This is a genomic window from Desulfosarcina sp., from assembly GCF_046496365.1.
GTDB lineage: Bacteria > Desulfobacterota > Desulfobacteria > Desulfobacterales > Desulfosarcinaceae > Desulfosarcina.
The window spans coordinates 32180-54900 of record NZ_JAWOHB010000144.1 but is presented as its reverse complement, the minus strand read 5'-3'; the positions used below and the strand labels follow the sequence as shown (position 1 = coordinate 54900).

At 56.2% G+C, this 22721-nt stretch carries 20 protein-coding genes and 1 tRNA gene; 14 read left to right on the top strand and 7 right to left on the bottom strand.

The window, feature by feature from the left end:
• Window positions 1-17: 17 nt before the first annotated feature.
• Complete coding sequence (locus R6V78_RS14040; RefSeq protein ID WP_410289996.1) at window positions 18-332, bottom strand: hypothetical protein; 315 nt, start codon at window positions 330-332, stop codon at window positions 18-20.
• Between R6V78_RS14040 and R6V78_RS14035 the strand changes: the two genes are divergently transcribed.
• On the top strand, window positions 298-2025 hold the full coding sequence (locus R6V78_RS14035; RefSeq protein WP_410289995.1) for an FG-GAP-like repeat-containing protein: 1728 nt from the start codon (window positions 298-300) through the stop codon (window positions 2023-2025). The genes R6V78_RS14040 and R6V78_RS14035 overlap by 35 nt on opposite strands.
• A gap of 53 nt (window positions 2026-2078) precedes the next feature.
• The gene (locus R6V78_RS14030; RefSeq protein WP_410289994.1) at window positions 2079-2372 is read left to right on the top strand and encodes a hypothetical protein; all 294 of its coding nucleotides are present in this window, start codon (window positions 2079-2081) and stop codon (window positions 2370-2372) included.
• Between the two features lie 275 nt (window positions 2373-2647).
• Here R6V78_RS14030 and R6V78_RS14025 read toward each other — a convergent pair whose 3' ends face one another.
• Window positions 2648-3661 (bottom strand): hypothetical protein, encoded by a 1014-nt coding sequence (locus tag R6V78_RS14025; protein ID WP_410289993.1) that lies wholly within the window; start codon window positions 3659-3661, stop codon window positions 2648-2650.
• A gap of 857 nt (window positions 3662-4518) precedes the next feature.
• Between R6V78_RS14025 and R6V78_RS14020 the strand changes: the two genes are divergently transcribed.
• Window positions 4519-5697, top strand: coding sequence for an ATP-binding protein (locus R6V78_RS14020; protein ID WP_410289992.1), 1179 nt, complete (start codon window positions 4519-4521; stop codon window positions 5695-5697).
• Here the strand turns inward: R6V78_RS14020 and R6V78_RS14015 are convergent.
• Complete coding sequence (locus tag R6V78_RS14015; protein ID WP_410289991.1) at window positions 5660-7696, bottom strand: B12-binding domain-containing radical SAM protein; 2037 nt, start codon at window positions 7694-7696, stop codon at window positions 5660-5662. The genes R6V78_RS14020 and R6V78_RS14015 overlap by 38 nt on opposite strands.
• A 5-nt stretch (window positions 7697-7701) precedes the next feature.
• Window positions 7702-8178 (bottom strand): hypothetical protein, encoded by a 477-nt coding sequence (locus R6V78_RS14010; protein WP_410289990.1) that lies wholly within the window; start codon window positions 8176-8178, stop codon window positions 7702-7704.
• A 391-nt stretch (window positions 8179-8569) separates the two neighbouring features.
• Here R6V78_RS14010 and R6V78_RS14005 point away from each other — a divergent pair, with 391 nt between their 5' ends.
• Both R6V78_RS14005 and ppdK read left to right on the top strand, forming a co-directional pair.
• Window positions 8570-9019: a universal stress protein gene (locus R6V78_RS14005; protein ID WP_410289989.1), complete on the top strand. Its 450-nt coding sequence runs from the start codon at window positions 8570-8572 to the stop codon at window positions 9017-9019.
• 80 nt (window positions 9020-9099) lie between these two features.
• Window positions 9100-11868, top strand: coding sequence for a pyruvate, phosphate dikinase (ppdK, locus tag R6V78_RS14000; protein ID WP_410289988.1), 2769 nt, complete (start codon window positions 9100-9102; stop codon window positions 11866-11868).
• A gap of 90 nt (window positions 11869-11958) precedes the next feature.
• Here ppdK and R6V78_RS13995 read toward each other — a convergent pair.
• A tRNA-Gln gene (locus R6V78_RS13995) sits at window positions 11959-12032 on the bottom strand.
• Window positions 12033-12096: 64 nt separating this feature from the next.
• Window positions 12097-13506, bottom strand: a complete 1410-nt coding sequence (gene gltX / locus R6V78_RS13990; RefSeq protein WP_410289987.1) for a glutamate--tRNA ligase — start codon at window positions 13504-13506, stop codon at window positions 12097-12099.
• Window positions 13507-13912: 406 nt separating this feature from the next.
• Here gltX and rpmF point away from each other — a divergent pair, with 406 nt between their 5' ends.
• The 5 genes from rpmF to fabF all read left to right on the top strand — a co-directional run bounded on the left by rpmF (window position 13913) and on the right by fabF (window position 18176).
• Complete coding sequence (gene rpmF, locus R6V78_RS13985) at window positions 13913-14095, top strand: 50S ribosomal protein L32 (protein WP_410289986.1); 183 nt, start codon at window positions 13913-13915, stop codon at window positions 14093-14095.
• Between the two features lie 62 nt (window positions 14096-14157).
• Window positions 14158-15810 carry an acyl-CoA dehydrogenase family protein gene (locus R6V78_RS13980; RefSeq protein ID WP_410289985.1) on the top strand — a complete coding sequence of 551 codons (1653 nt, stop codon included), beginning with the start codon at window positions 14158-14160 and terminating at the stop codon, window positions 15808-15810.
• Window positions 15807-16553, top strand: a complete 747-nt coding sequence (gene fabG / locus R6V78_RS13975) for a 3-oxoacyl-[acyl-carrier-protein] reductase (RefSeq protein WP_410289984.1) — start codon at window positions 15807-15809, stop codon at window positions 16551-16553. The genes R6V78_RS13980 and fabG overlap by 4 nt, the downstream gene beginning before the upstream one ends.
• Before the next feature lie 130 nt (window positions 16554-16683).
• The gene (acpP, locus tag R6V78_RS13970) at window positions 16684-16911 is read left to right on the top strand and encodes an acyl carrier protein (protein WP_410289983.1); all 228 of its coding nucleotides are present in this window, start codon (window positions 16684-16686) and stop codon (window positions 16909-16911) included.
• Window positions 16912-16934: 23 nt separating this feature from the next.
• A complete protein-coding gene (fabF, locus tag R6V78_RS13965; RefSeq protein WP_410289982.1) occupies window positions 16935-18176 on the top strand; it encodes a beta-ketoacyl-ACP synthase II in 1242 nt (413 codons plus the stop codon).
• 47 nt (window positions 18177-18223) lie between these two features.
• Here fabF and R6V78_RS13960 read toward each other — a convergent pair whose 3' ends face one another.
• On the bottom strand, window positions 18224-19381 hold the full coding sequence (locus R6V78_RS13960; protein ID WP_410289981.1) for a hypothetical protein: 1158 nt from the start codon (window positions 19379-19381) through the stop codon (window positions 18224-18226).
• A 450-nt stretch (window positions 19382-19831) separates the two neighbouring features.
• Between R6V78_RS13960 and R6V78_RS13955 the strand changes: the two genes are divergently transcribed.
• The 4 genes from R6V78_RS13955 to R6V78_RS13940 all read left to right on the top strand — a co-directional run bounded on the left by R6V78_RS13955 (window position 19832) and on the right by R6V78_RS13940 (window position 22720).
• Entirely contained in the window at window positions 19832-20005 is a 174-nt protein-coding gene (locus tag R6V78_RS13955) for a hypothetical protein (RefSeq protein WP_410289980.1), read from the top strand.
• A complete protein-coding gene (locus R6V78_RS13950) occupies window positions 19974-20702 on the top strand; it encodes an isochorismatase family protein (protein WP_410289979.1) in 729 nt (242 codons plus the stop codon). The genes R6V78_RS13955 and R6V78_RS13950 overlap by 32 nt, the downstream gene beginning before the upstream one ends.
• A 215-nt stretch (window positions 20703-20917) precedes the next feature.
• Window positions 20918-21571 carry a MarC family protein gene (locus R6V78_RS13945; RefSeq protein ID WP_410289978.1) on the top strand — a complete coding sequence of 218 codons (654 nt, stop codon included), beginning with the start codon at window positions 20918-20920 and terminating at the stop codon, window positions 21569-21571.
• A gap of 177 nt (window positions 21572-21748) precedes the next feature.
• Entirely contained in the window at window positions 21749-22720 is a 972-nt protein-coding gene (locus R6V78_RS13940) for a calcium/sodium antiporter (RefSeq protein ID WP_410289977.1), read from the top strand.
• The last annotated feature ends 1 nt before the right edge of the window (window position 22721 follow it).

The window sequence follows — 22721 nt, the reverse complement described above, 5'->3', positions numbered from 1 at the left end:
CCTGCGGGAAATGACAATCAGCTTGGTAGACTTGGCATAACCGATAAAATCGTAAAAAGCTGTAAATCCATCTCGGTGTCATCCCCGCAAAGGCGGGGATCCACTCGTTTCAGATAGTTATAGATTCCCGCCTGCGCGGGAATGACACCACGGGTAAATTTTTTCGACACCGTCACAGCCAAAGGCACGACAAAAATACCGACACTATAAAATAACCAATCTTTTTTAAAAATCACAATACATGTCATTCCCGCGCAGGTGGGAATCCAAAGCAAGCCATACACACAGGAGACACCCTTGAAGATCCAATCCCATAATTTGAGGCGATTCATTCTGCTGCTCATTGCCACCCTGCTGCTTCTCTTCGCCGCCGTTCCCGCCCACACCGCCCCCGCCCGGGTGGCCATTTTGCCCTTTACCATCAACGCGGAAAAGGACATGACCTTTCTGCAGGATGGCATCATGGACATGCTGGGGTCGCGGCTGGCCTGGCAGGACCGGGTGGACGTGGTCAATAAGCGTGAAACCAAAGCGGCGCTGGACGCGGTCGAGGGCTTCGACGGGGAAAGCCGGGCGCTGCTGGTGGGCGCTAAAGTTCAGGCCGACTATGTGCTTTTCGGCAGCCTGACCGTGTTCGGCGAAAGCGTGAGCATCGATGCGAAAATGGTGGATGTCAGCGGCAAACAGGCCCCCCTGCCCTTTTTCGCCCAGACGCGCGGCATGGGCGAGGTGATCCCCCAGATCAACCAGTTCGCCACCAACATCAACGCCACGGTCTTCGGCCGCGACGTTGCCCAGCGACCGGCGGCGGCACCGGCGACCCAGGCCGGAAGCGCGCCGGCCGCAGGGGGCCAGCCGTCCCCCCAACCGGCCGATGATGCGCGCATGCACCCGGAAAAACTGCTGCAGTCCGGGGTGCAGGGTGAATCCCCAGCGCCCGTTGCCGGTCAGAGCGATGCCCCCAATCCCGCCTTTGTCTCCACGATAGCGGCAGGAACCGCTGCCGATACCCGCAATTACTGGAAAAGCCGCAATTTTAAAACCCTGATCACCGGTCTGGGTATCGCCGACGTGGACAATGACGGACAACAGGAGGTCGTTCTGGTTTCTGAAAAACTGGTCTCCATCTACCGCATGGAGAACCAGCAGTTGGTCAAATCTTCCGAAATTGCCGAAACCCGAACCAGCACCTACCTCAGCGTGGATGTCGGTGATATCAACGGCAATGGAACCCCTGAAATTTATGTCACCAGTCTAGGGCCCAACCGCACGACCGTGGACTCTTTCGTCATGGAATACACAGGCCGGGAATTTAAGGTTATATCTTCCGGCAGCAACTGGTACTACCGGGTTGCCCGAACCAACGACAAAGGGACCTTGCTTTTAGGCCAGCGGCAGCTCATGGGGGACGATTCGGTTTTCAACGGCCCCATCCATGAAATGAACTGGCAGGGCGATCGTATCGTTCCGGGAACGCAGCTTTTGACCGGCGGCAAAACCAATCTGATGGGCCTGACCTATGCCGATATCACCAACACCGGCCAGAGTGTTATCATCGCCTATTCGGACTGGGACCGCATCCGCGTTTACGGCAACGGCGGCGAGATGATCTGGGAAGACGGCGACCGCTCCGGCGGAAACACCGCCTACTTCACGCTTGCCAAAACCGACCGGGGCTATCAGAATCAGCAGTTTTTTCCCCTGCGCATCCGGGCCACCGACATCGACCGGAACGGCAAGCCCGAGATCATGGTGGCCCGGCATGATGAACTGGCCAGGAACATGCTCAAGGATTTCCGCTCCTTCAGCAAGGCCCGCGTCGAGTCCATGCAATGGGACGGCCTCGGGCTGGCGACCCAGTGGAAAACCCAGAATTTCGGCGGCCGGGTCAGCGATTTCGTGGTTGGGGATCTCGACAATGACGGCCAGGATGAGCTGATCATCGCCGTGGTGTCCAAAGAGGGTGCCATCGCTTTTATGGATGCGGTCAGCAGCATCATTGCTTTCGATCTGAATCACAAATAAATTCCAAGCACCAAATCTCAAAACAGGTCGGTAGGCCGCTTCGGGTGGTTGCGATGGGTGTTTCGATAGTAGCTCGGCATCAGCAGGAACTTCTTCCTTTTGGTGCAGGATCGGCTTCCAGCCGGGATTCGGTATCGAAATCGGCTAAAGCCCATCGCGCCTGGAAGCCGGTCCTACGCAGTAGGGAAACTGAGCATGAATGCTTCTACCCGGAAAGACCATGGCCATCTGTGGTGCGCGAGATGGACTACACAGACAAGCTGATGCCGGCCATTGGTTTGGAACTTGGATATTGGAATTTTTTGGGATTTGGAGCTTGGAATTCGGAATTTTCTGCCAGGGAATAAAGGGACATAATTAAGAACGATTCACAAGTCAGGCTCGTGCTGCCAACCCGGTGCAGACTGCTGGATTGGAATTTGGGAATTGGAATTTATTTGGGATTTGGTGCTTGTGATTTGGAATTTACCTCCTGGGTTTTGCCGGATTGGCGAAGACCGATGATGTCCCCGATAACTTCCGACGGAATCTGGCATCCGCCGTTTGCGCGCAAAAAAACCCGGGGCCGAAGCCCCGGGTTTTCGTATTTGGCTAAGCTTCTAAACCAGCCGCAAGGCGGCGATTAGAAGTTGATCTGCCATTTGGCACCTACGTAGAAACGTTCGGGCTCCTCAGGAGATGCATCCTCACTAATTGTCTGCATGCCGATTTCAGGAACGATGAAGAAGCCCTTGGTGATGTTGATCGTGGCGTTCAGGTAGATCTGCTGGGCATCTTGGGTATTGTTGCTGTCGTCCAGCTCTGCCTCGGTATAACCGTAACCGGCCTCGAGGGTGATCATTTCGGAGACATTGAAACCAACCACGGCCAGCCACCCAAAAGCGTCATTGTCCAGCGTATCGGTGGCCCCGAATCCCGCATCTTGGTTGATGTACGGCTGGTAGGCGCCGTAGTTGCCCAGGTTCTGACCGATATGGGCGCCCAGGTTGACAAAAATCGGGCCGAAGTTCATGCCGGCGCCGATGCCAGCAACGTAGGAGTCAACATCGTAGTCCACACCAGCCTGTGTGACTTCATAGGTGTGGTATCCTGCAAAACCGGTGACCTTAAACATGTCGGCTTTGAAGGTGTAGGCGGCTTCGATTTTGGGGAGGGAAACGTCAAGATCCTGATCACCGACGCCGTCAACGTCAGCCTTGATCAAAGCCAGCTGAAAACCGCCGAAGGTAGCCTGGATCATGGGCAGACGACCCTCATAAAACTCACCGATGCCGAGCAGGTCGCCGTCACCGTCGAAGACGCTGTTGGAAGCGAAAATGGCGCTGGGGGCGTAGGTCTGGCCGATGAGCAGCTGGCCGGCGCCGAAGTTGTAGGTGCCGTAGAGTATACGTTTGCCGAAGTTGTCGCTCATCTCGAAGCGGCCGCCGATTTCGTCATTGAACTTGACGTTGGCGCCGATGCGGCTGTTGCCCTGCTGGTTCCACTGCAAGTCTGAGTCACTGTCCTCACCGGCCACGTCGGAATCATCATCGATCCAGAAGGTGGCGAAGCGGGCGCTGCCATAGAAGTTCCAATCGGCGGCCATGGCCGGAGCGGCCAGGCACAGGACGGCAAAAATGATAAATAGTTTTTTCATCTCGGGTCTTTCCTCCTTAACGCGGTTAATCTGAAGTTTACTGCAACCTAATAATTGTCATCATCGTGCGTGTAGCCGGTACTGCCGATAGCTCCCCAACCACCTCCTTTCCGTCGGCATTTATTTTAAAATTTCAGACCCTCAGCGAAGGAACGAAGACCTGAAACTTCAAAATACGAATTCCACTGTCGAAGTCGGTTTTGCAAGAGCGCCATGCCGGAGTGAACCCATTGAATTTACCATATAAAAAGAACCAACCGGCACCTGTGAACCTAATAATTTAGCGCATTTCTACCAGCGGCCCGGCCCCGTGTCAAGTTTTTTTAGCGTTTTAGGCCCCTTGGGTCATCAACCCGCATGGCCGCTGATCCACACACGACGGGCATCACCACCATATCGTGGGGGTTTTCAGCCACCCGGCGTCATATTTGGTGTTTTGCCCGCCAACAGCCTGCAATTTATCGTTAAAGAAATATTTCTATGTTTAATTACCTATAATTATGTTTAAGGTCACTTTTGGGTGTTCAGGTACCGTTTGACCATTGACAGGGGATGGAGGTCGGCAGTCGCAAGACGGATGAATGCTGCGAGAAGCGGGCAATCGGCAGACCACATTCCGAATTGAAGGATTTTGGAATTGGGGGGATTGAGAGGAATACGGGGATTGCAGGTGGGCCATCAAGCAGTTTTCGTTTTCAAGTGGGTCGGCACATTGTGAAAGCCCAAGAACCGCTGCAACGAAAGCAAGCAAAAAGGTGTAATGAAAATTCAAAGGTTGCGTGCTGCCCTTTACGCGACAATGGTGTAAATTTAAAATAGAAGTTGCAAATTACACCATTTTGGGTTAGACGCTCACGATGACTAAAGTTAATCGAACGATCGAATCAGTATTAAAAGATTTGGCCGGCAAGTATCCGGTGGTCACCATTACAGGGCCCCGCCAGAGCGGCAAAACCACGCTATGCCGCAAGGTTTTTATCCACAAACCATATGCTAATCTTGAATCACCGGATGTCCGCCAATTCGCAGTGGATGACCCGAGGGGTTTTTTAGCTCAATATCCGGACGGGGCCGTTTTGGACGAGATTCAGCGGGCACCCGACCTGGTTTCCTATCTCCAGCCACTGGTTGACCAAGACCGGAAAGACAGCCTGTTTATTTTGACCGGCAGTCAGCAGTTCGAAGTCAGCAAAACCATCAACCAGTCCCTGGCCGGCCGCACCGCCCTGGTGAAACTGCTCCCTTTCTCAATGGCCGAAATTCAAACCGCATTTGTATTACCGGGTATCGACAGGTTGCTTTATCACGGTTTTTATCCACGCTTGTGGGACAAACAACTCAACCCGACCCAAGCCCTGGGTGACTATTACCAAACCTACATTGAAAGGGACCTGAGGCAGCTCGTCGCCATCAAGGATCTGAATCTGTTTCAACGGTTCATGCAGCTATGCGCCGGACGCATCGGTGGGTTGCTTAATGTCAGCAGCCTTGCCAACGATACCGGCGTTTCCCACACGACGGCTGGAAACTGGCTGTCATTGCTTGAAGCGAGTTATATCGTTTTTCAACTGCAGCCCTACTACCAGAATATCTCCAAACGTTTGGTCAAGTCGCCGAAACTCTATTTTTACGATGTCGGTCTGGCAACCCTCTTGCTGGGCATCGAAAACGAAAATCAACTGGCCAGAGACCCCCTGAGGGGCAGCCTCTTTGAAAACCTGGTGGTTGCCGAGGCGCTCAAATACCGATTCAATCAAGGCAAAAGGAGCAATCTTTTTTTTTATCGGGACAGCAAAGGAAACGAGGTAGACCTGTTAATCGTCAGCGGATCGGATATCTTCCCCATCGAAATTAAATCCGGCATGACGATCACCAGAGACTATTTCAAAGGTCTGAATCATTTTGCCAAGGTTTTTCCAGATCATATTCACCGTGGCAGCGGCTTGGTTTATGGCGGCGAAACGGTCCAAAAAAGAACCGATGTCGCCATTTTCCCCGTTAATCATTTGCAGGAACTGTGGGAGATGACGAACTGAGCTTCTTGGGCAGGTCCCTCCTGTCTTTATTCTGATTTTTTTCCAAACAATCCGGCTGATGAAAAAAATGCCTGAACTTCGAATAGGGGTAGGAATAGCCGATGGCGGCCGTCACAAAGGCTTGCCGGTCGTCGGCAGCCAGGGGGTATTGACGGCCGGGTCCCATGTGGGTGTCTCTGAAAAAAAAGGTGGTTTCCATCGCTTTGAGATCTGCGCCTTCAAAAAAGTAATCCTGCCAATTGTATTGACAGGCCACAACCTTGCCCTGTTTAGGATCGTATGCCGGCGTCAGCATGATCGCCTGCTGGTAATGCGAAAGGTCTTCCAACATGGTATCACGCGCGATTCCCTGTGAAGCGATAAAGTCGGCCACCGACCGGTAAAATTCCGTCTGGTCCTCACAGATACTCAGCCACAGCCAGGTCCACAGCGGCCAGCCCCTGCGGGTCGGGTGGTAGCGGCGCAGCAGCTGCAGCATGTCCGGCTGGGTAAGGATGCGGTTGACCTGGGGCATGTTTGGGTCCGCATGGTAATCGTCGATCAGCTTCTTGAGCCTCACAAAGAGCCGGCCGGCGCCATGCCCATTTTCGAGCAGATGGCCCAGCAGTCCGTCATAAAACCGCCGGTAGGACAAAAGCCCTTCACGATGCAGGTAGATGGTGATAAAGCGGGTAAAGGCCCCGTTGTGAAGGGCCTGAATCATCTCGGCAAACAGCAGGCAGTAGGCCCAGTCCGCATAGGGCATGGTCCGGGTGCCGAACACCAGCTCGACAACTTCTGTTTCAAAGCCCGCCTCGGTCAGCCGGATCGGTTTGAAGCGGGTCTGCAGGCCGTAGCGCTCGCGCATGCCGGGCTGGCTCAGGGGCGCGTTGGGCAAAAGGGCCAGTTCGAACACCCGGATGTCGTCATGCATGCCGATTTCCAGCAGACGGCCGATGCCGCTCACAAAGGTTTCGCGGCTCTCCTGGGGCAGCCCCAGGATCAGCTCCGTATAGGTGGGGATATGGTGCTGCTGGTAGCGGTTTTTCAGATCGGCATACACGCCGATGTCGACATGGGGCCGCGCCACCGCCTCGAGCACATCCAGATCCACACTTTGCATGGACAGCGTCGTTCCCCAGAGCATGTCGTTTTCGAACAGCAGCCGGCTGATGGCGAATACCGTTTCATTGGAGGTCTTGGCAAACTGGATCCGGACACGCCTGGGAAAGCCGGTGCGTCGGCGCGCATCCACCAGCAGCCTGGCGATCTCCAGATCCCTCTTGAACAGACCGAAATTGGAGTCGGTGATGTAGATATCCTGAACGCCCCTGGCGGCCAAAACCTCAATTTCCTGCGCCACCCGGCCCATTGAATGCAGGCGGACGGTGTTTTTGGTGCGCACCCCCCAGTCGCAGAAACAGCAGGCAAACGGACATCCCCGGTTGGTCTCCCACAGCGCGATCCGGTTCCCGTGTTCCTCCCCCAGAAACGCATCCAGGCTGCCGTTGAGGTAAGGGCTGGGCACCGGCAGATTTTTCCCCAGCCGGGGCCCCATTGGCGCGGTGACAGTGCTGCCCGATCGGTTGAAAGAGATTCCCTGCAGGCGTTCGAAATCCGGCTTTACCTCAAGCAGTTCCCGCAGGAGACCGACAAACGGGATTTCGCCTTCACCGTGAACCAGAATATCGGCCTGCGGGTAGCGTGAGAAAAAATCACCCGGATGGTCGGGCACATGCGGTCCGCCGCAGACCACCAGGCAATCCGGGTAGCGCGTTTTGACCCGGCGGGCGACCGCCATCTGCTGGTTGTGATTCCAGACGTAGCAGGAAAGGCACAAGAGGTCAGGGTCCACAATCCGCGAGACCACGTCGTCCACCGGCTGCGGGGTCGTAAAGGGGGGTTGCCACGCATACCCAGCAGCGATGGCAGGATCCTGCCGGGCATAGCTTTTTAAAAACCCGTACGCATAGGGCACAAAGGAGATCATGTTGAAACTGAGAAAATAGATCGATTTCATGTGGATCACATGGGCCGATCGTTATTTTCCGGGTTTTTGAACAGGACCTCAACCGTGCGGCTGTGCTGATCAACCTTGACGCTGCGGTTGTATACGGTGGAATACCAGACGCCGACCGCCTTGCCGTCGGTATCGAGGATCAAGGCACCGTAAGGCTGGGTGCGATATTCATTGTAAATGTTGCCGCTCATCTGGCGCAGGCTGTCAGGCTGCGGATCAAAGGGGACCCAATAGCGTGACGGGACGGTGTAGTCGCGGTCGATACCGATAATCGCATAGGGCATATTGTCTCTGCCCGCATAGAAGTAGTTGTAGGCCGGCTGGCGCTCACCTGTTTGAAAGGCGCGATCCACCCCGGCATCCAGGGTGAAGCGACCGTAGGTGTTCATACATCCGGCAAACGTCAGCATCAAGGCTGCAACGGCCAACCGTGTGGTAATGGCAAGGGGGGTCCGTGTTGGGGTGGCCCAGTCACTTCGCATGATGTCCTCCCTTTTACTGATAACAACCAAAGCGTCCAAACACGTACAATATAGGCACGATCGGATGCAAGACAATAAAGATTTGACAGCCAACAAGCCGGCTTCTATACTTAAATCGACGATGCTTCATCCAAGTCAGGTTCCATCTCGGGCTGGGAGGGCATGAGTCATGCGGACCCCCTCCCGCCAATGCAAGATAGCCGACATTGTTAAATTTTTTAACCGACAGGCCTGCCGAAAAGATTGAAGATTCCCCGCGGCAAACCGCGGGGAATGCACCCACTTTCAAGGTTCAATTCGATAAATCTGCTACCGAGCATAAACCTACGCTGGCCAAAGGAAAAGCCGACAGCGGAGACAAACCCGAAATTATGCATAAAAGGAGGCGACCATGTATCGAACAATTCTTATTCCGGTGGATGGATCGAAGCGCGCTGAAGCGATATTGGGGCATGTCGAAAAGCTGGGAAAAATCCGAGATGCCGAAGTGGTGCTGCTGAAAGTCGAAGAAGAACCGCTACTACTGGAGCAGGACGAAGTGATAGACCTGATCCGCTATCAGGTTGAATTCGAAAAACGCAAAAAAATTTCCATAGACTATCTCGAAGCCCTCAAAGCCAGGTTGCGCGAGAAAGACATCCGGGCGGACACGCGGTTGGCCAATGGGCTGGTCGTCAAAGCCATATTGACGACCGCCGCTGAAATAGGTGCCGATCTCATCGCCATCGCCACGCACGGGATGAGTGGTTCGCCACGGGTATCATACGGCAGCGTGGCTGCCGGGGTGCTGCAGGCGGCCGACATTCCGATTCTATTGATTCGGTCCGGCAGCGACAGATGACAGAAGCGTTTTGATTTAAGCCAAGGGGTTAACCGCACGACTGTTGTAAAGGTGTCAGCCTCAGTCTAAGGAGTCCGGCAATGCAAAAGCAATGGGTCTATCTACTCGACGAGGTCGAACAGGCTGAAAAGGCCGTGGGCGGCCGATGGGATGACGTACGCGCGCTTTTGGGCGGCAAAGGTGCGAATCTTGCGGAAATGGTGCGCATTGGCATTCCCGTGCCGCCCGGATTTACGATCACCACGCAAGCATGCAACACCTATTTATCCTCAGGGGGGAATTTCCCGGAGGGACTGTGGGATCAGGTTTTGCAGGCCGTCACGGAATTGGAAAGGCAAAGCGGCCATACGTTTGGGGATCCAAAAAACCCTTTACTGGTGTCGTGCCGCTCCGGAGCGAAGTTTTCCATGCCGGGGATGATGGACACCGTTTTAAACATCGGTCTCAACGATGAAACCGCCCAAGGTCTGATTGAAATGACCGGCAATGCACGCTTTGTGTATGATTCATTCCGGCGTTTGGTTCAAATGTTCGGCAGCGTGGTGATGGGCATACCCGACGATGCCTTTGAAGAAAGAATAAGCGCATGTCGCCTTGATGCCGGTGCCGCCACCGATGCCGAACTGTCCGCTGAAAATTTGCAGCAGCTGACCGATGCGTTCAAGGGTATTTTCAGGCATTACACCCACACCGATTTCCCAAGCCATCCGCACGCCCAGCTCAAAATGGCCATCGAGGCGGTGTTTAAGAGCTGGAATGGCAAAAGGGCTGTCGATTACCGCAACGCGGCCGGTATCGCTCACGACCTTGGCACGGCCGTCAACATTGTTACCATGGTCTTCGGCAATTTGGGGAACGACTCGCTGACCGGCGTCGCCTTGACGCGCAACGGTACGACCGGCGAAAACCGCATGGAAGGGGATTATTTAATCAATGCCCAGGGCGAAGATGTGGTCGCGGGCATTCGTCGAACCCTGGATCTGGTGCAGCTCAAAACGGATATGCCGGATATCCATGCCCAATTCGAACAGATCGCGCGGCGGCTGGAAGCGCATTATCGTGATATGCAGGACGTGGAATTTACGGTTGAAAAGGGAAAGCTGTGGATGCTGCAAACCCGCAGCGGCAAACGCACTGCCCAGGCCGCTGTGCGCATTGCCGTGGACATGGCCGAAGAAAATTTGATTACCCGGCAGGAAGCGGTGCTGCGGATAACCCCCGAGCAGGTCGATTTCTTCCTGCATCCGCAGTTCGACCGCGAAGCCAGGGCCGCGGCCAAAGCGAAAGGGACCATGCTGGCCATCGGGCTGAATGTTTCGCCCGGCGCCGCGGTCGGTATCGTGGCCTTTGATGCGGATTTGGCGGAAGCTTGGGCCAAAAATGAGCATAAAGCCGTCATTATGGTGCGTCCCGAAACCAGGCCGGATGACGTCCACGGCATGCTGGCGGCCCAGGGCATTCTCACCAGCCGGGGCGGCAGGACCAGCCATGCGGCCTTGGTTGCCCGGCAGTTCGGCAAACCGGCCGTGGTCGGCGTAGCCGAGTTGAATATCGATATCAAGCAGCGCCAAATGAGCATCAACCATGAGATCATCAAGGAGGGTGACTGGATCTCCATAGACGGAACCGCAGGAGAAGTATTCAGCGGCCGGATAGCTACGATGATTCCAGATATCATGGATGCCTGGCTGATGAAGCTGCTCTCCTGGGCTGACGGTTTTCGGCGTCTCGGTGTGCGGACCAATGCCGACAATCCCGAAGATGCCCGGCGCGCCCGCTTGTATGGCGCCGAGGGCATCGGCTTGTGCCGCACCGAACATATGTTTTTCGAAGCCCGGCGGCTGCCCCATCTGCACAAAATGATTATGACCGACCTGCCGATCGAGCGGCGCGAGGCGCTGGATGCCCTGTTGCCCTTCCAAAGAGAGGATTTTATCGGGCTTTTTCGGGCCATGGACGGCTTGCCCGTCATCACCCGTCTGATCGACCCGCCGCTGCACGAATTTTTACCCGATCACAAGGAGCTGAGCCATGACCTTACCGATCTTAAAATCCGCCTCAAGCATGCCGACACCCTTGAAAAAGTCGACACCTTGCTACAGCAGATCAATGAAAAAGCGCACATCCTCAAACGCGTCGAACGCCTGCACGAAAGCAACCCCATGCTGGGTCTACGCGGGGTGCGTCTGGGAATTCAGTTGCCGGAACTGACCACCATGCAGGTGCGCGCCATCTTTGAGGCGGCGTGCACGGTGGCCAAAGAGGGGGTCGAGGTTCATCCCGAAGTCATGCTGCCGCTGATCAGCCATGTGAATGAACTCATCTCCCAACGCGAAATTCTGGAGGTCGAGGCCAAGAAAGTGATGCATGAGCAAGGTATCGAAATCGATTACAAGTTCGGCACGATGATTGAAGTTCCCCGGGCCACGCTGGTCGCCCATCAACTGGCGCAACATGCGGAATTCTTTTCTTTCGGCACCAATGACTTAACCCAGACAACCTTCGGCATGTCAAGGGATGACGCGGAAGCAGGATTCTTAATCCGATATATCGGAACGGGCATCATGCCCGAAAATCCTTTTGCCACGCTCGATCGGGACGGCGTCGGCGAGTTGATGGCGCTGTGTGTGCAAAAAGGCCGTGCCATTCGTTCTGACCTGGAATGCGGGATTTGCGGGGAACATGGTGGTGATCCCAAATCGATCGCACTTTGCCATGAAATCGGTTTGACCTATGTGTCCTGCTCCCCCTTGCGGGTACCTGTAGCGCGTTTATGCGCCGCCCATGCCGCACTGCAAGATCACTGCTCATGCGCCGTGGAGGGTATTCAATCCGCAATGCCGGTTTAAAAACAACATTTTTGAAGCAACCGGTAGCAAACTGGCAGCAGAAACAAAAAAAGGGCTCACGGCAGTTTCCGTAACCCCTTGATTCGACTGTGGCTGAGGGACAAGGATTCGAACCTTGATTGACGGAGTCAGAGTCCGCTGTCCTACCGTTAGACGATCCCCCAGCATCGGATTGGTGCCCGTTTACACAAATCCGGCAGGTGAGTCAAGACCAAAATCGTCTTGCGGTTACGCCCCCGTCGCCTGGATATATTCCACCGCCGCCTTCAGGCGGGCCATCACCCGGGCCTTGCCCAACACCGCGATGATCTCGAAAATACCGGGGCTGACGGTATTGCCGGTCAGGGCCACCCGCACCGGTTGGGCGATCTTGCCGAAGCCCAGCCCAGTATCTTCCATCACCTTTTTAAAGGCCTCCTCCTGGGACTTTTCGGCCAGGTCCTCAAGGGCATTCAGCTGCTCGGCAAGCAGAGACAACACCCGCGCCGCCTCGGGCTTGAGGAATTTCTGGGCCGCCTTTTCGTCGTAGGGCCGCACATCCTCACGGTAGTAGAAATGGGCCCCTTCGGTCATCTCCACCAGGGTTTTGCTGCGGGTATGCAGGCTGCCGATGACACCGTCGAGGTAATCGTCCGCTTCGGCATGGTAGCCCTTGCCCCTGAAAAAAGGCAGCACCCGTGGGGCGAGCTGCCGGACCGAAGCGGCCCGGATATGGTCGGCATTGAGGGCCGTAAGCTTGTCGATATCGAAAACACCTGCAGATTTGCCGATGTTTTCCAGGTTGAACTTCTCCACCAGTTCCCGGCGTGTGAAAAACTCCTGGTCACCGTGGGACCACCCCAGCCGGGCCAGGTAGTTGATGAAGGCATCCGGCAAAAAGCCCATGTCCCGGTAAGCGGTCACCGACATGGCCCCGTGGCGCTTGCTCAATCGGGTCTTGTCCTTGCCCAGTACCATGGGCACATGGCCGAACACAGGCAGCGGGGAGTTGAGGGCCTTGTATAATAGGATCTGCTTGGGTGTATTCATCACGTGATCGTCACCCCGGATCACCGTGTTGATCCCCATGGTAATATCGTCCACCACCACGACAAAATTATAGGTGGGGGTTCCGTCACTGCGGCAGACCACGAAATCGTCCTGCTCGGTGTTCTGAAAAACGATATCGCCCTTGATCACGTCCGCCACCACCGTGGTGCCGACCAGGGGGGACTTGAACCGGATCACGGCATTGTCCGACCGCGGCAGGCCGCGTTCCCGGCAGCGGCCGTCGTATTTGGGCTTGCCGCCGGAAGCCATGGCTTTTTTACGCATGGCCTCCACCTCCTCCTGGGTGCAGGTGCAGTAATAGGCATCCCCCGAGTCGAGCAGCCGCTGGAGATATTCCCGGTAGAGGTCAAATCGCCGGGATTGAAAATAGGGTCCCTCGTCCCAGTCCAGTTCGAGCCAATGCATGGCCTCGAAAATGGCATCCACCGATGCCTGGGTGGAACGCACCACATCCGTATCTTCGATGCGCAAGACAAACTTTCCCTGGTGTTTTCGCGCGTAGAGCCAATTGAACAAGGCTGTGCGTGCTCCGCCCACATGCAGGTAACCCGTAGGGCTCGGCGGGAATCGGGTAATAATGGTCGCCATGATTATCTACCTTGTATAAGTCGTTTGCACAACGGTTCGAATAACAGAACTAGTTAAACGGTCAGTTATCCATGCACCCCAGCCGGTGATGCCGTTGAACGGACCGAAATGGATCCACCATCCCGGTCACTGATGGCGCCACGGTCCGTCCATGGCGGCAAGGCAATCCATCTAAAGTGGCAACCGTCTTAAATAACTATAAATGATACCAAATTGGATCGTCTCCGCCAAGTTGCCGGTCACCTCATTATCATATCCCCAATAGCTGAACAAGAGCGCAGTCCAAAAGATTTTCAGAAAAATCCTTGACTTTCGTCGTCATTTTAATTACTAGACGCGCTACCGTGTAAAAACGGGGCTTATTCTGGATAATTGTGAACAATTTAAATAATTTAGGAGATTACTAATGGCTGTACCAAAGCACAAGACATCCAAGTCAAAGCGGGACAAACGACGCACCCACAAAAAGACTGACGCCCCTGCAGTGGGAACCTGCCCGGGATGCGGTGAAGCCAAGCTTCCCCATCACGCCTGCCCCGATTGCGGCGAGTATAAAGGCAAGCGCGTTATCGCCACCGACGAAGATTAGAAGACGCATGAATTGCCAATGCGCCATGTTCCTCACACGGTTTGCCCAAGGAAAAGCCAATCATGATTGACACCGGCGCCCATCGCCCGCAGGGTGGCTTGGACGAAGAGACCCGGCAGATGGTGGTCGACACCGTCCGTCAGCTGTCCAAACGCCTGCTCACGAAGAAAGCCGTCCTGGAATGGGACCGTGACGAAATCTTTCCCGAAGCCGCCGTCCGGGAGATGCTCAGCCCGGAGATCGGCCTGCAGCTGCTGTTCATTCCCGAGGCATACGGCGGCATGGGCGGCGGTGCCATGGATTGCTGCGTCGTCACCCGCGAGATGAGCAAGATCTGCCTGGGCGTGGGAACGGCCTTTTTCGCTATCCAGCTGGGTTCAGACCCCATCATCGTTGGCGGCACAGAGGCCCAGAAGCAAAAGTGGCTGGGCGCCGTTGCCGATGGACACAGCTTGGTGGCCTATGCAGTCACAGAAGCGGAAGCCGGCAGCAACCTGGCATCGCTCAAAACCAAGGCCGAACCGGTCAGGGATGCTGCGGGCACGGTTACCGGCTATCGGATCAACGGCTCCAAGCAGTTCATCTCCACCGGTGGCTACGCCGACTTCGTGACCGTTCTGGCGCAGACACCGGAAGGCCCTACCTTCTTCGTGGTGGAAAAGGGCACCCAGGGCTTCCAACGGCACAAGGGCGAGGAGAAGCATGGCATCCGCGCGTCCAACACCTCGCCGCTGACCTTTACAGATGTTTTCGTTCCCGTGGAGAACATGATCGGCGAGGCCCCCGGCAAGGGGCTCAAGCAGGCCAACCAGGTGTTCGGTTACACCCGCCTGATGGTGGCAGCCATGGCCCTGGGAGCCGGCGAGGCCGCCCTGGAGGGAATCGCCATCCCCTACGCCCATGAACGCGTGCAGTTCGGCGGGCCCCTTTCCGAGAAAAAAGGCTACACCAACAAACTGATCGTTCCCCACTGGGTCAACCTCAAGGCCGCCGCCGCATACATCGAAGCCATCGCCCGGCGGCTGGACAGCCAAGCCGAAGACCTTCAGGTGGAAGGCTCCATCGCCAAACTATTTACCTCCGAAGCGGCCAACCGGGCGGCGGACGATGCCATGCAAGCCCTGGGCGGGTATGGCTACATCACCGAATTCGGCGTGGAAAAGATCAAGCGCGATGTGAAAATCACCTGCATCTACGAAGGCACCAGTGAAATTCAGCAGAACATCGTTTCCACCTTTCGCTGGAAAAAAACCCGCAAGACCAAAGGCGCTTTTTATGAGGACATGGCGCAGGGTCTGGATGAGCTTCACGGGGAATGCGACCAGGCCGGCGGCCGGGTGCTTGCCGCCTGCGCCCGCACATTGAACCGCAGCATTGAATTTGCCCACGACAACCGCCTCACCCGCCACCAGCAGGTGATGTTCGCCCTGGCCGACATGATGACCCACGTCGAGGTGGGCGAGAGCATGGCGCAACTGGCTGCCAGACAGTCCGACAGAACGATTCTGGCCGCAGCCCGGGTCTTTACCAACACCTGTGCCCGGCTGGTGACCGAAAAAGCACGCCTGATCGTGATGGGCAGCAAAACCGTCGAGGCCTCAGCCGTGGATCAATTCCTGCAATCGCTGGCCCTGCCCACCCTGGAGAGCAGCTACCGGGGGCTGATCGACGACATGGACCACATTGCCGACCATATTTTCGGGAGGACGTCATGACCGACTCAGCCGAACGGGTGATCGTGGTAAGCGGCGGATCGAGGGGCATCGGGCGGGCCATCTGCACCGCCTTGAGCGCGCCGGGGAGAATGGTCCATTTCAACTACAACCGCAACCTGGATGCAGCCAGAACCACGGCTGCGGCCATTGAAGCAGCCGGCGGCCAGGCCCGTTTTGAGGAAGTGGATGTGGCCTCGGAATCCGCAGTGGCCGACTACCTGAACGCCATTTTAAAAGCGTCCGGGCGGATCGATGTGCTGGTGAACAACGCGGGCATCACCCGCGACGGTCTGCTGGTGCGCATGAAGGAAGCCGACTGGGACGCGGTTCTGGACGTCAACCTGAAAGGAACCTTCAACTGCATGAAGGTGGCCGCCAAAGCCATGATGAAGCAGCGCTACGGGCGCATCATCAACATCTCCTCGGTGGTGGGCGTTTCCGGCAACCCCGGCCAGGCCAATTATGTGGCTTCCAAAGCGGGCATCATCGGCCTGACCAAGGCGGTAGCCCGGGAACTGGCCAGCCGGAACATTACCGTCAACGCTGTTGCCCCCGGCTACATTGATACCGACATGACCGGTGATCTCAACGACAGCGCCAAGGCGGCCATCATCGCTGAAATCCCCCTGGGACGAATCGGCAAACCCGAGGAAATAGCCGGTGTCGTCGCCTTTCTCGCCTCCCCTGCCGCGGATTACATCACCGGCCAGACCATCCATGTGAGCGGAGGCATGTACATGTAAAGATGGAGGAATTGAGGATTACAGGGATGGGGGTACCTATCCTGTCCATTAATGCAGGCAGACCCCCTTCGATTCCAAGATCCCGTCATACCTCAATTCCATAATTATTAATTCCTGAAAGGAGCACATCATGTCTGTAGAAGATAAAGTTAAAAAGATCATCGCCGAAAAACTCAGTGTGGACATTTCCGAGGTGGTTCCCGAGGCTTCCTTTGTTGATGACCTCGGGGCCGACAGCCTGGATCTGGTCGAGTTGATCATGTCCATGGAAGAGGCTTTCGACGTAGACATTTCGGATGAAGACGCCGAAAAGCTGGTCACCGTTAAAGACGCCTTCGACTACATTAAAAAGCATTAATTTCAACCGGAAGGAAGGTATCGTTGAGCAGACGGGTTGTCATAACCGGATTGGGACTCGTGACACCGTTGGGTGTCGGCGTGGACAAGACCTGGTCGTCCCTGTGTGAGGGTCGGTCCGGCATCGGTGAAATCACGCGGTTCGACACCAGTGAGTTCATCACCAAAATCGCCGCCGAAGTAAAAGATTTTAACGCGGAGGATTTTCTTCCCAAAAAAGACGCCAAACGCACTGAAAAATTTATTGCCTATGCCGTGGCTGCGGCCCGGATGGCCTTGGAGCACGCCCGCCTGACCATCGACGCGACCAACAGTCACCGCGTCGGCGTGATCACCGGCTGCGGGTTGGGCGGGCTGGAAATGCTGGAGGTGACCGCCCGCACCGTTCAAGAAAAAGGCCCCAAACGCGTCAGCCCTTTTTTCATTCCGATGATCATCGGCAACATGGCCCCGGGAATGATCTCCATCCACCTGGGCGCCAAGGGGCCCAACATTTCCGTGGCCACGGCCTGTGCCGCAGGTGCACATGCCATCGGCGATGCCTGCAACACCATTTTGCGCGGGCAGGCGGACGCCATGATCACCGGCGGCGTCGAATCGGTCATCACACCCACCTGCGTCGCCGGCTTCAACTCCATGAAAGCCCTGAGCACCCGTAACGATGACCCGCAGAAGGCCTCACGGCCATTTGACCGCGACCGTGACGGATTCGTGGTCGGCGAAGGCGCCGGTATGCTGATCCTCGAGGAGCTGGCGCATGCGCTGGAGCGGGGAGCACCCATTCTAGCTGAAATGGCCGGTTACGGCCAGAGCGGGGACGGCTATCACATGACATCGCCGTCTCCCGACGGAGACGGCATGATCCGGTGTATGCAGGCCGCCATCGACAGCGCGGGCATCACTTGTGCAGCCATCGACTACATCAACGCCCATGGCACGTCGACCCCGCTGAACGATCTCTACGAGACCCGGGCCATCAAAAAGGTATTCGGCGATTTGGCTCCCAGGGTGCCCATCTCCTCCACCAAATCAATGACCGGCCACCTGCTGGGCGGTGCCGGCGGCATCGAAACCGCCTTTACCGTACTGGCATTGAAGCATGGCATCATTCCCCCCACCATCAATCTGGATAACCCCGGCGACGAATGCGACCTGGACTACGTACCCAACCTGGCGCGAAAGGCCGATATTGTCTACGCCATGTCCAACTCCTTCGGGTTCGGCGGCACCAATGCCTGTCTGGTGGTGAAGCGTTACGAGCCATGAATGGATAGCTTGGTGCGATCCCAACCCATACCGGGACAACCGTCGGTTCAGTACCGCAGCAGCGCTGCCGCCGCTGCGTTGGCGTCGGGCATGCGCTGGCTGTCTACCGCATAAACCTTCCCACCGCACCGGATCGTTTCCACCACGGCCAGATCCAGCAGGTCTTCGCTGGATTCCGGCCTCGATTCAGCAACCCTGACTTCATTGGCATCCCGATCGAATACGCCCGGTCTTTGCTGATCCAAGGCCACAAACAGGGCTTCCACCCTTCCGTACGCGGCGGCGGGAAGGACGGCCCTTACACCAGATGCCGTGTAGCCCTGACCAGCCATTTCATGATAACGCGCCTCAGCTTCGCGCTGTTGCTGCTCCAGGGCCGGTCGGACGATCTTAAAAGCCTTTTCGTGGAGTTCTTCGGCGCGAAGGGTATCGGGATTGCCGGTGATGACGTCGGGCATCACCCATTGGTAAGCGGTGACCTCCTGGAAAATGGGCAACAGATAGTCCACGCCGGCCAATACAAGCGGGACTTCCGGTTCGGAAAGCATCGCCGACAGGCCCTTGTCAACATCAAGAAAGTAGCGCCGGATTTCATCCTTGTGATCGTCGGTGCCGGCGCTCTGACCATGGAAGATGGCCGCCCGCCTGCCGCCCCCGCCACCGGGGGTGCCGGTATGAAATTGGAGTTGGGTATCCTTTTGATCATATTGCAACGATTCGTCAATGCCGTCAGGCACACCCACCAACTCGATTTCCGTCACGTGGTGCCGGGTACAGGAAAACAGACGGATGGCGGACTGGCTCAGGGCCAGAATGTTGAAACGGCCCGCGGCCATGAACAGAGGCATCAACGGCTTGATGACGAAGCGGTTTAAGACGGAAAAGGCTTCTTCAAAAGTGATCGGAAGCCGATAGAACCAAAAAATTCCAGGGGCAATGAACACAGCCAGTCCATGACTCTGGGTTCCCCAGAAGTTGTCATCCTCCAGCAACCGTTTTCCTTTTGCGATCATTTCCACAAAGGTCTTGCTCTTGGGGTCGCGCTCCCGACCGGCCTGTTCCGCCCGACGCAGCATGTTCTTGAACCGAATACGCTGCTCACTGTTTGCGGCCGCTCCTGGATCGGTCGGCATATAGATGGAAATGCACACCTTCTCATTGACAGACATCAACTGCTGCAGATCCTGAAATTTAAATTGCTTCATTGGATTCACTCCTCAGGCATCCGTCATATGTAGCGCGCCTCACATGCGGTTGTGTAAAGTGTCGAATAACTTCACCCTTGCCGATCGATTGGAGTCGACGGTTTCCGGTTCTGCCGGAAAGGGGCTGGTCACGCAGTGGGCAATATCTACCGGCAATCGTGTACATGGTACAGCGAGGTGGAGGTCCCCGACAATAGGGTAAACTAAGTATCCTGTATCTGCCGCCGACCGTATTGGGCCAGATATCGGCTTCCGGCTTGGATGCTGCGTGAGATCAGACTCACCGCGCCTGGAAATGGATCCCACGGGCCCGAAGCATATATGGTGCAACCCACGCCACGGCAGCGATGCGTGGAATACAGTTGTCAGCGTTGACGACTTCGATAAAAGTTCATATTTTGCATGGGGTCTAATGCGCCTCCGGTGCGGCGACCGCGGGAGGATACACGCATGAACGAAGAACCGCCGGGCAACGATTTTATGGCAACGGTGGCTCACGACTGGAAACTGGAGGCTCTGCGGGCCGGAACCAGCACCCGCTTCGTTCTGATGCGTTTCGGCATCGTTCTGGATCGCGGGGAAGGGAGATCATATGAGCAATTCAAAAAATTACCAACCCGGTGACGCGCTGCTGATTGTCGACGTCCAGAACGATTTTTGTCCGGGAGGCGCTTTGCCGGTGCAAAACGGCAACCGGATAGTACCGATCGTCAATCGGTGGATCAATCTGGCAAACCGACTGCAAATCCCGGTGTATGCCTCCCGAGACTGGCACCCCAACCATCATCCCAGCTTTGTGGAGCAAGGCGGAAAGTGGCCGCTCCACTGCATCCAGGACACCAAGGGCGCCATGTTTCATCCAGATCTGGAACTGCCTGCCGGGGCCACAATCATCACCAAAGGCACGCGATTCGACCACGATCAGAACTCGGCCTTTGCCGATACCGGGCTGGACGTTCATCTCAAGCGCCAGGGTATTCGACGGCTGTTTATATGCGGACTCGCATTGGATGTCTGTGTCCTGGATACCGTTATGGACGCACGCCAGAACGGATTTGAGGTCGTTCTGATCACAGATGCCTCATGGCCGGTGGACCCCGGACAAGCGTCCCAGGTCGTTGCACGGATGCAAATGGCCGGTGCCGTGCTCACCGAATCGGGAGCCCTGGCTTCAGCGGATGGAGAAAGGCAAGCAAAGGGGCATGTGCAGGCGGACAGCCCCGAGGAGGAAATCGAGATATGCCTCAAAGCACCGGAATGGGCCGAACACGATCGTCTTCACGATAATGATATGCCCTGCGACGACGGCCGCAGCGGATAGAAAACAACGCTTGCATGACTGCTCCCCGTTGGGATGAAATGGGGCCATGGGACCCCGAAAATACAGCCTCGCACCCATTCGGTTGTCTCACCTCGGCGGTTAGCATGAACCCACGCCAATCAAGATCCTTTTCTGCAAACAAGAACCCATCCAAAGGATGAGGAAATGACAACCGTCGGTTCCTTATGGCGGTCGGGACAGGTTGCCGGGTGATTATGGAGATCAACTGGGATTTGATATCGAACTTTGCCATTGCCTTGCTGGCCATCGTCAATCCGGTGGAAAAAATTCCCCTTTGGGTCCAAGCCTCCCAGGGAGGGTCAAGAGATTTTCGTTGGTGGCTGGCCGGCTTGATCATCCTGTCCAGCGCCTGCGTCCTGCTGGTGTTTCTGTGGTTTGGTCACCATCTGCTGATCCAGTTGAAGGTCGAGCTAGCCAGCTTTAAAATCGGGGGCGGCTTGATCCTGCTGCAGTTCGGATTCAGCATGCTCAAAGGCACTGCCGTTGAACTCAAGGAGAACCCCATCGACGAATCCGGTGATCTCAAACACCGGGTCCTGACCCGCTATCAACAGATTTTCATCCCCATCGGGGTACCGGTGATTGCCGGACCGGGAGCAATTACCACCGCCATCATTTACGGCTATCAGAGCCAGTCACTGCTGACGGATATGTTGTTAAGCCTGACGCTGGTCGGGGTGCTGGCCATTGTGTTCGTGGTCCTTTTGCTGAGCCCGGCAATCCAGAAGATCGTCGGCAACCTGTCCCTGGATTTGGTTTCACGGGTATTTGGAATGATTTTGATCGCCATTTCCGTTCAATTTATGGTCGAAGGGCTGTCTGATATTTTTCCGGGATGGGTTGCTTAGAAAAGGCGCACAACCGTGTCCTTTATCGCATCCGGGTTGGCGGGATGCGACTCAAAAAGTTGCACACACCCAGCAATTGGCGTACACTTGGATTCGCAGCCTGATGGGGCGCCATGCCGTTTTTTGGCAGGTCACACAGGCGCTGAATTACAACTTTGATAGGCGTCGCATAATTGTATGGCTACAGCATTTATCGCAGTCGGTTTTGGCCTGGCTATCCTGGTCTGGAGCGCCGACCGTTTCGTGGCGGGCTCAGCCTCCACCGCACGCCATTTCGGCATGCCGCCGCTGTTGATCGGCATGGTGGTCGTCGGCTTCGGGACCTCCGCGCCGGAAATGGTGGTTTCCGCTTTGGCCGCTTCACAGGGCAACCCCGGCATTGCTCTGGGCAATGCCTACGGCTCAAACATCACCAACATCGCCCTTATCCTGGGCCTGACGGCAATGATCAGCCCAATCGCCGTCCATTCCCAGGTGCTGCACAAGGAGCTTCCAATCCTCACCGCCATCACGGCCCTGGCTGCGTGGCAGATTTGGGACGGAGAAATCACCCGTATGGATGCACTGGTTCTGCTGGCCTTGTTTGGCGGGTTGATGACCTGGACCATCTGGCAGGGTATGAAATCAAAAACCGACGCGCTGGGCAGCGAGATGGAGCAGGAATTGGAGGCTCACGCCATGCCGCTTCGCCGAGCGGTGTTCTGGCTTGTCGTCGGTCTGATCCTGCTGATTGTCAGCTCCCGCATCCTGGTCTGGGGTGCGGTGGAGATCGCCCATGGCTTCGGAGTCAGTGATTTGATCATCGGTCTGACCATCGTGGCGGCCGGCACGTCGCTACCGGAGCTGGCCTCGTCGATCATTGCCATCCGCAAAAACGAACACGACATCGCGCTCGGCAATGTCCTCGGCTCAAACCTGTTCAATACCTTGGCGGTGGTCGGGATCGCCGGAACGATCCACCCGATGGCGGTCGGACCTGAGGTCTTCTCACGCGACATCCTGGTCATGGCCGTATTGACCGTTTCACTTTTCATCATCGGGTACGGATTCCGGGGGCCTGGCCGCATCAACCGCTTTGAAGGGGCCGCTTTGCTGGCTTGCTACATCGGCTACACCACTTACCTGGCGAGAACGGTCTTCACCCCATAAA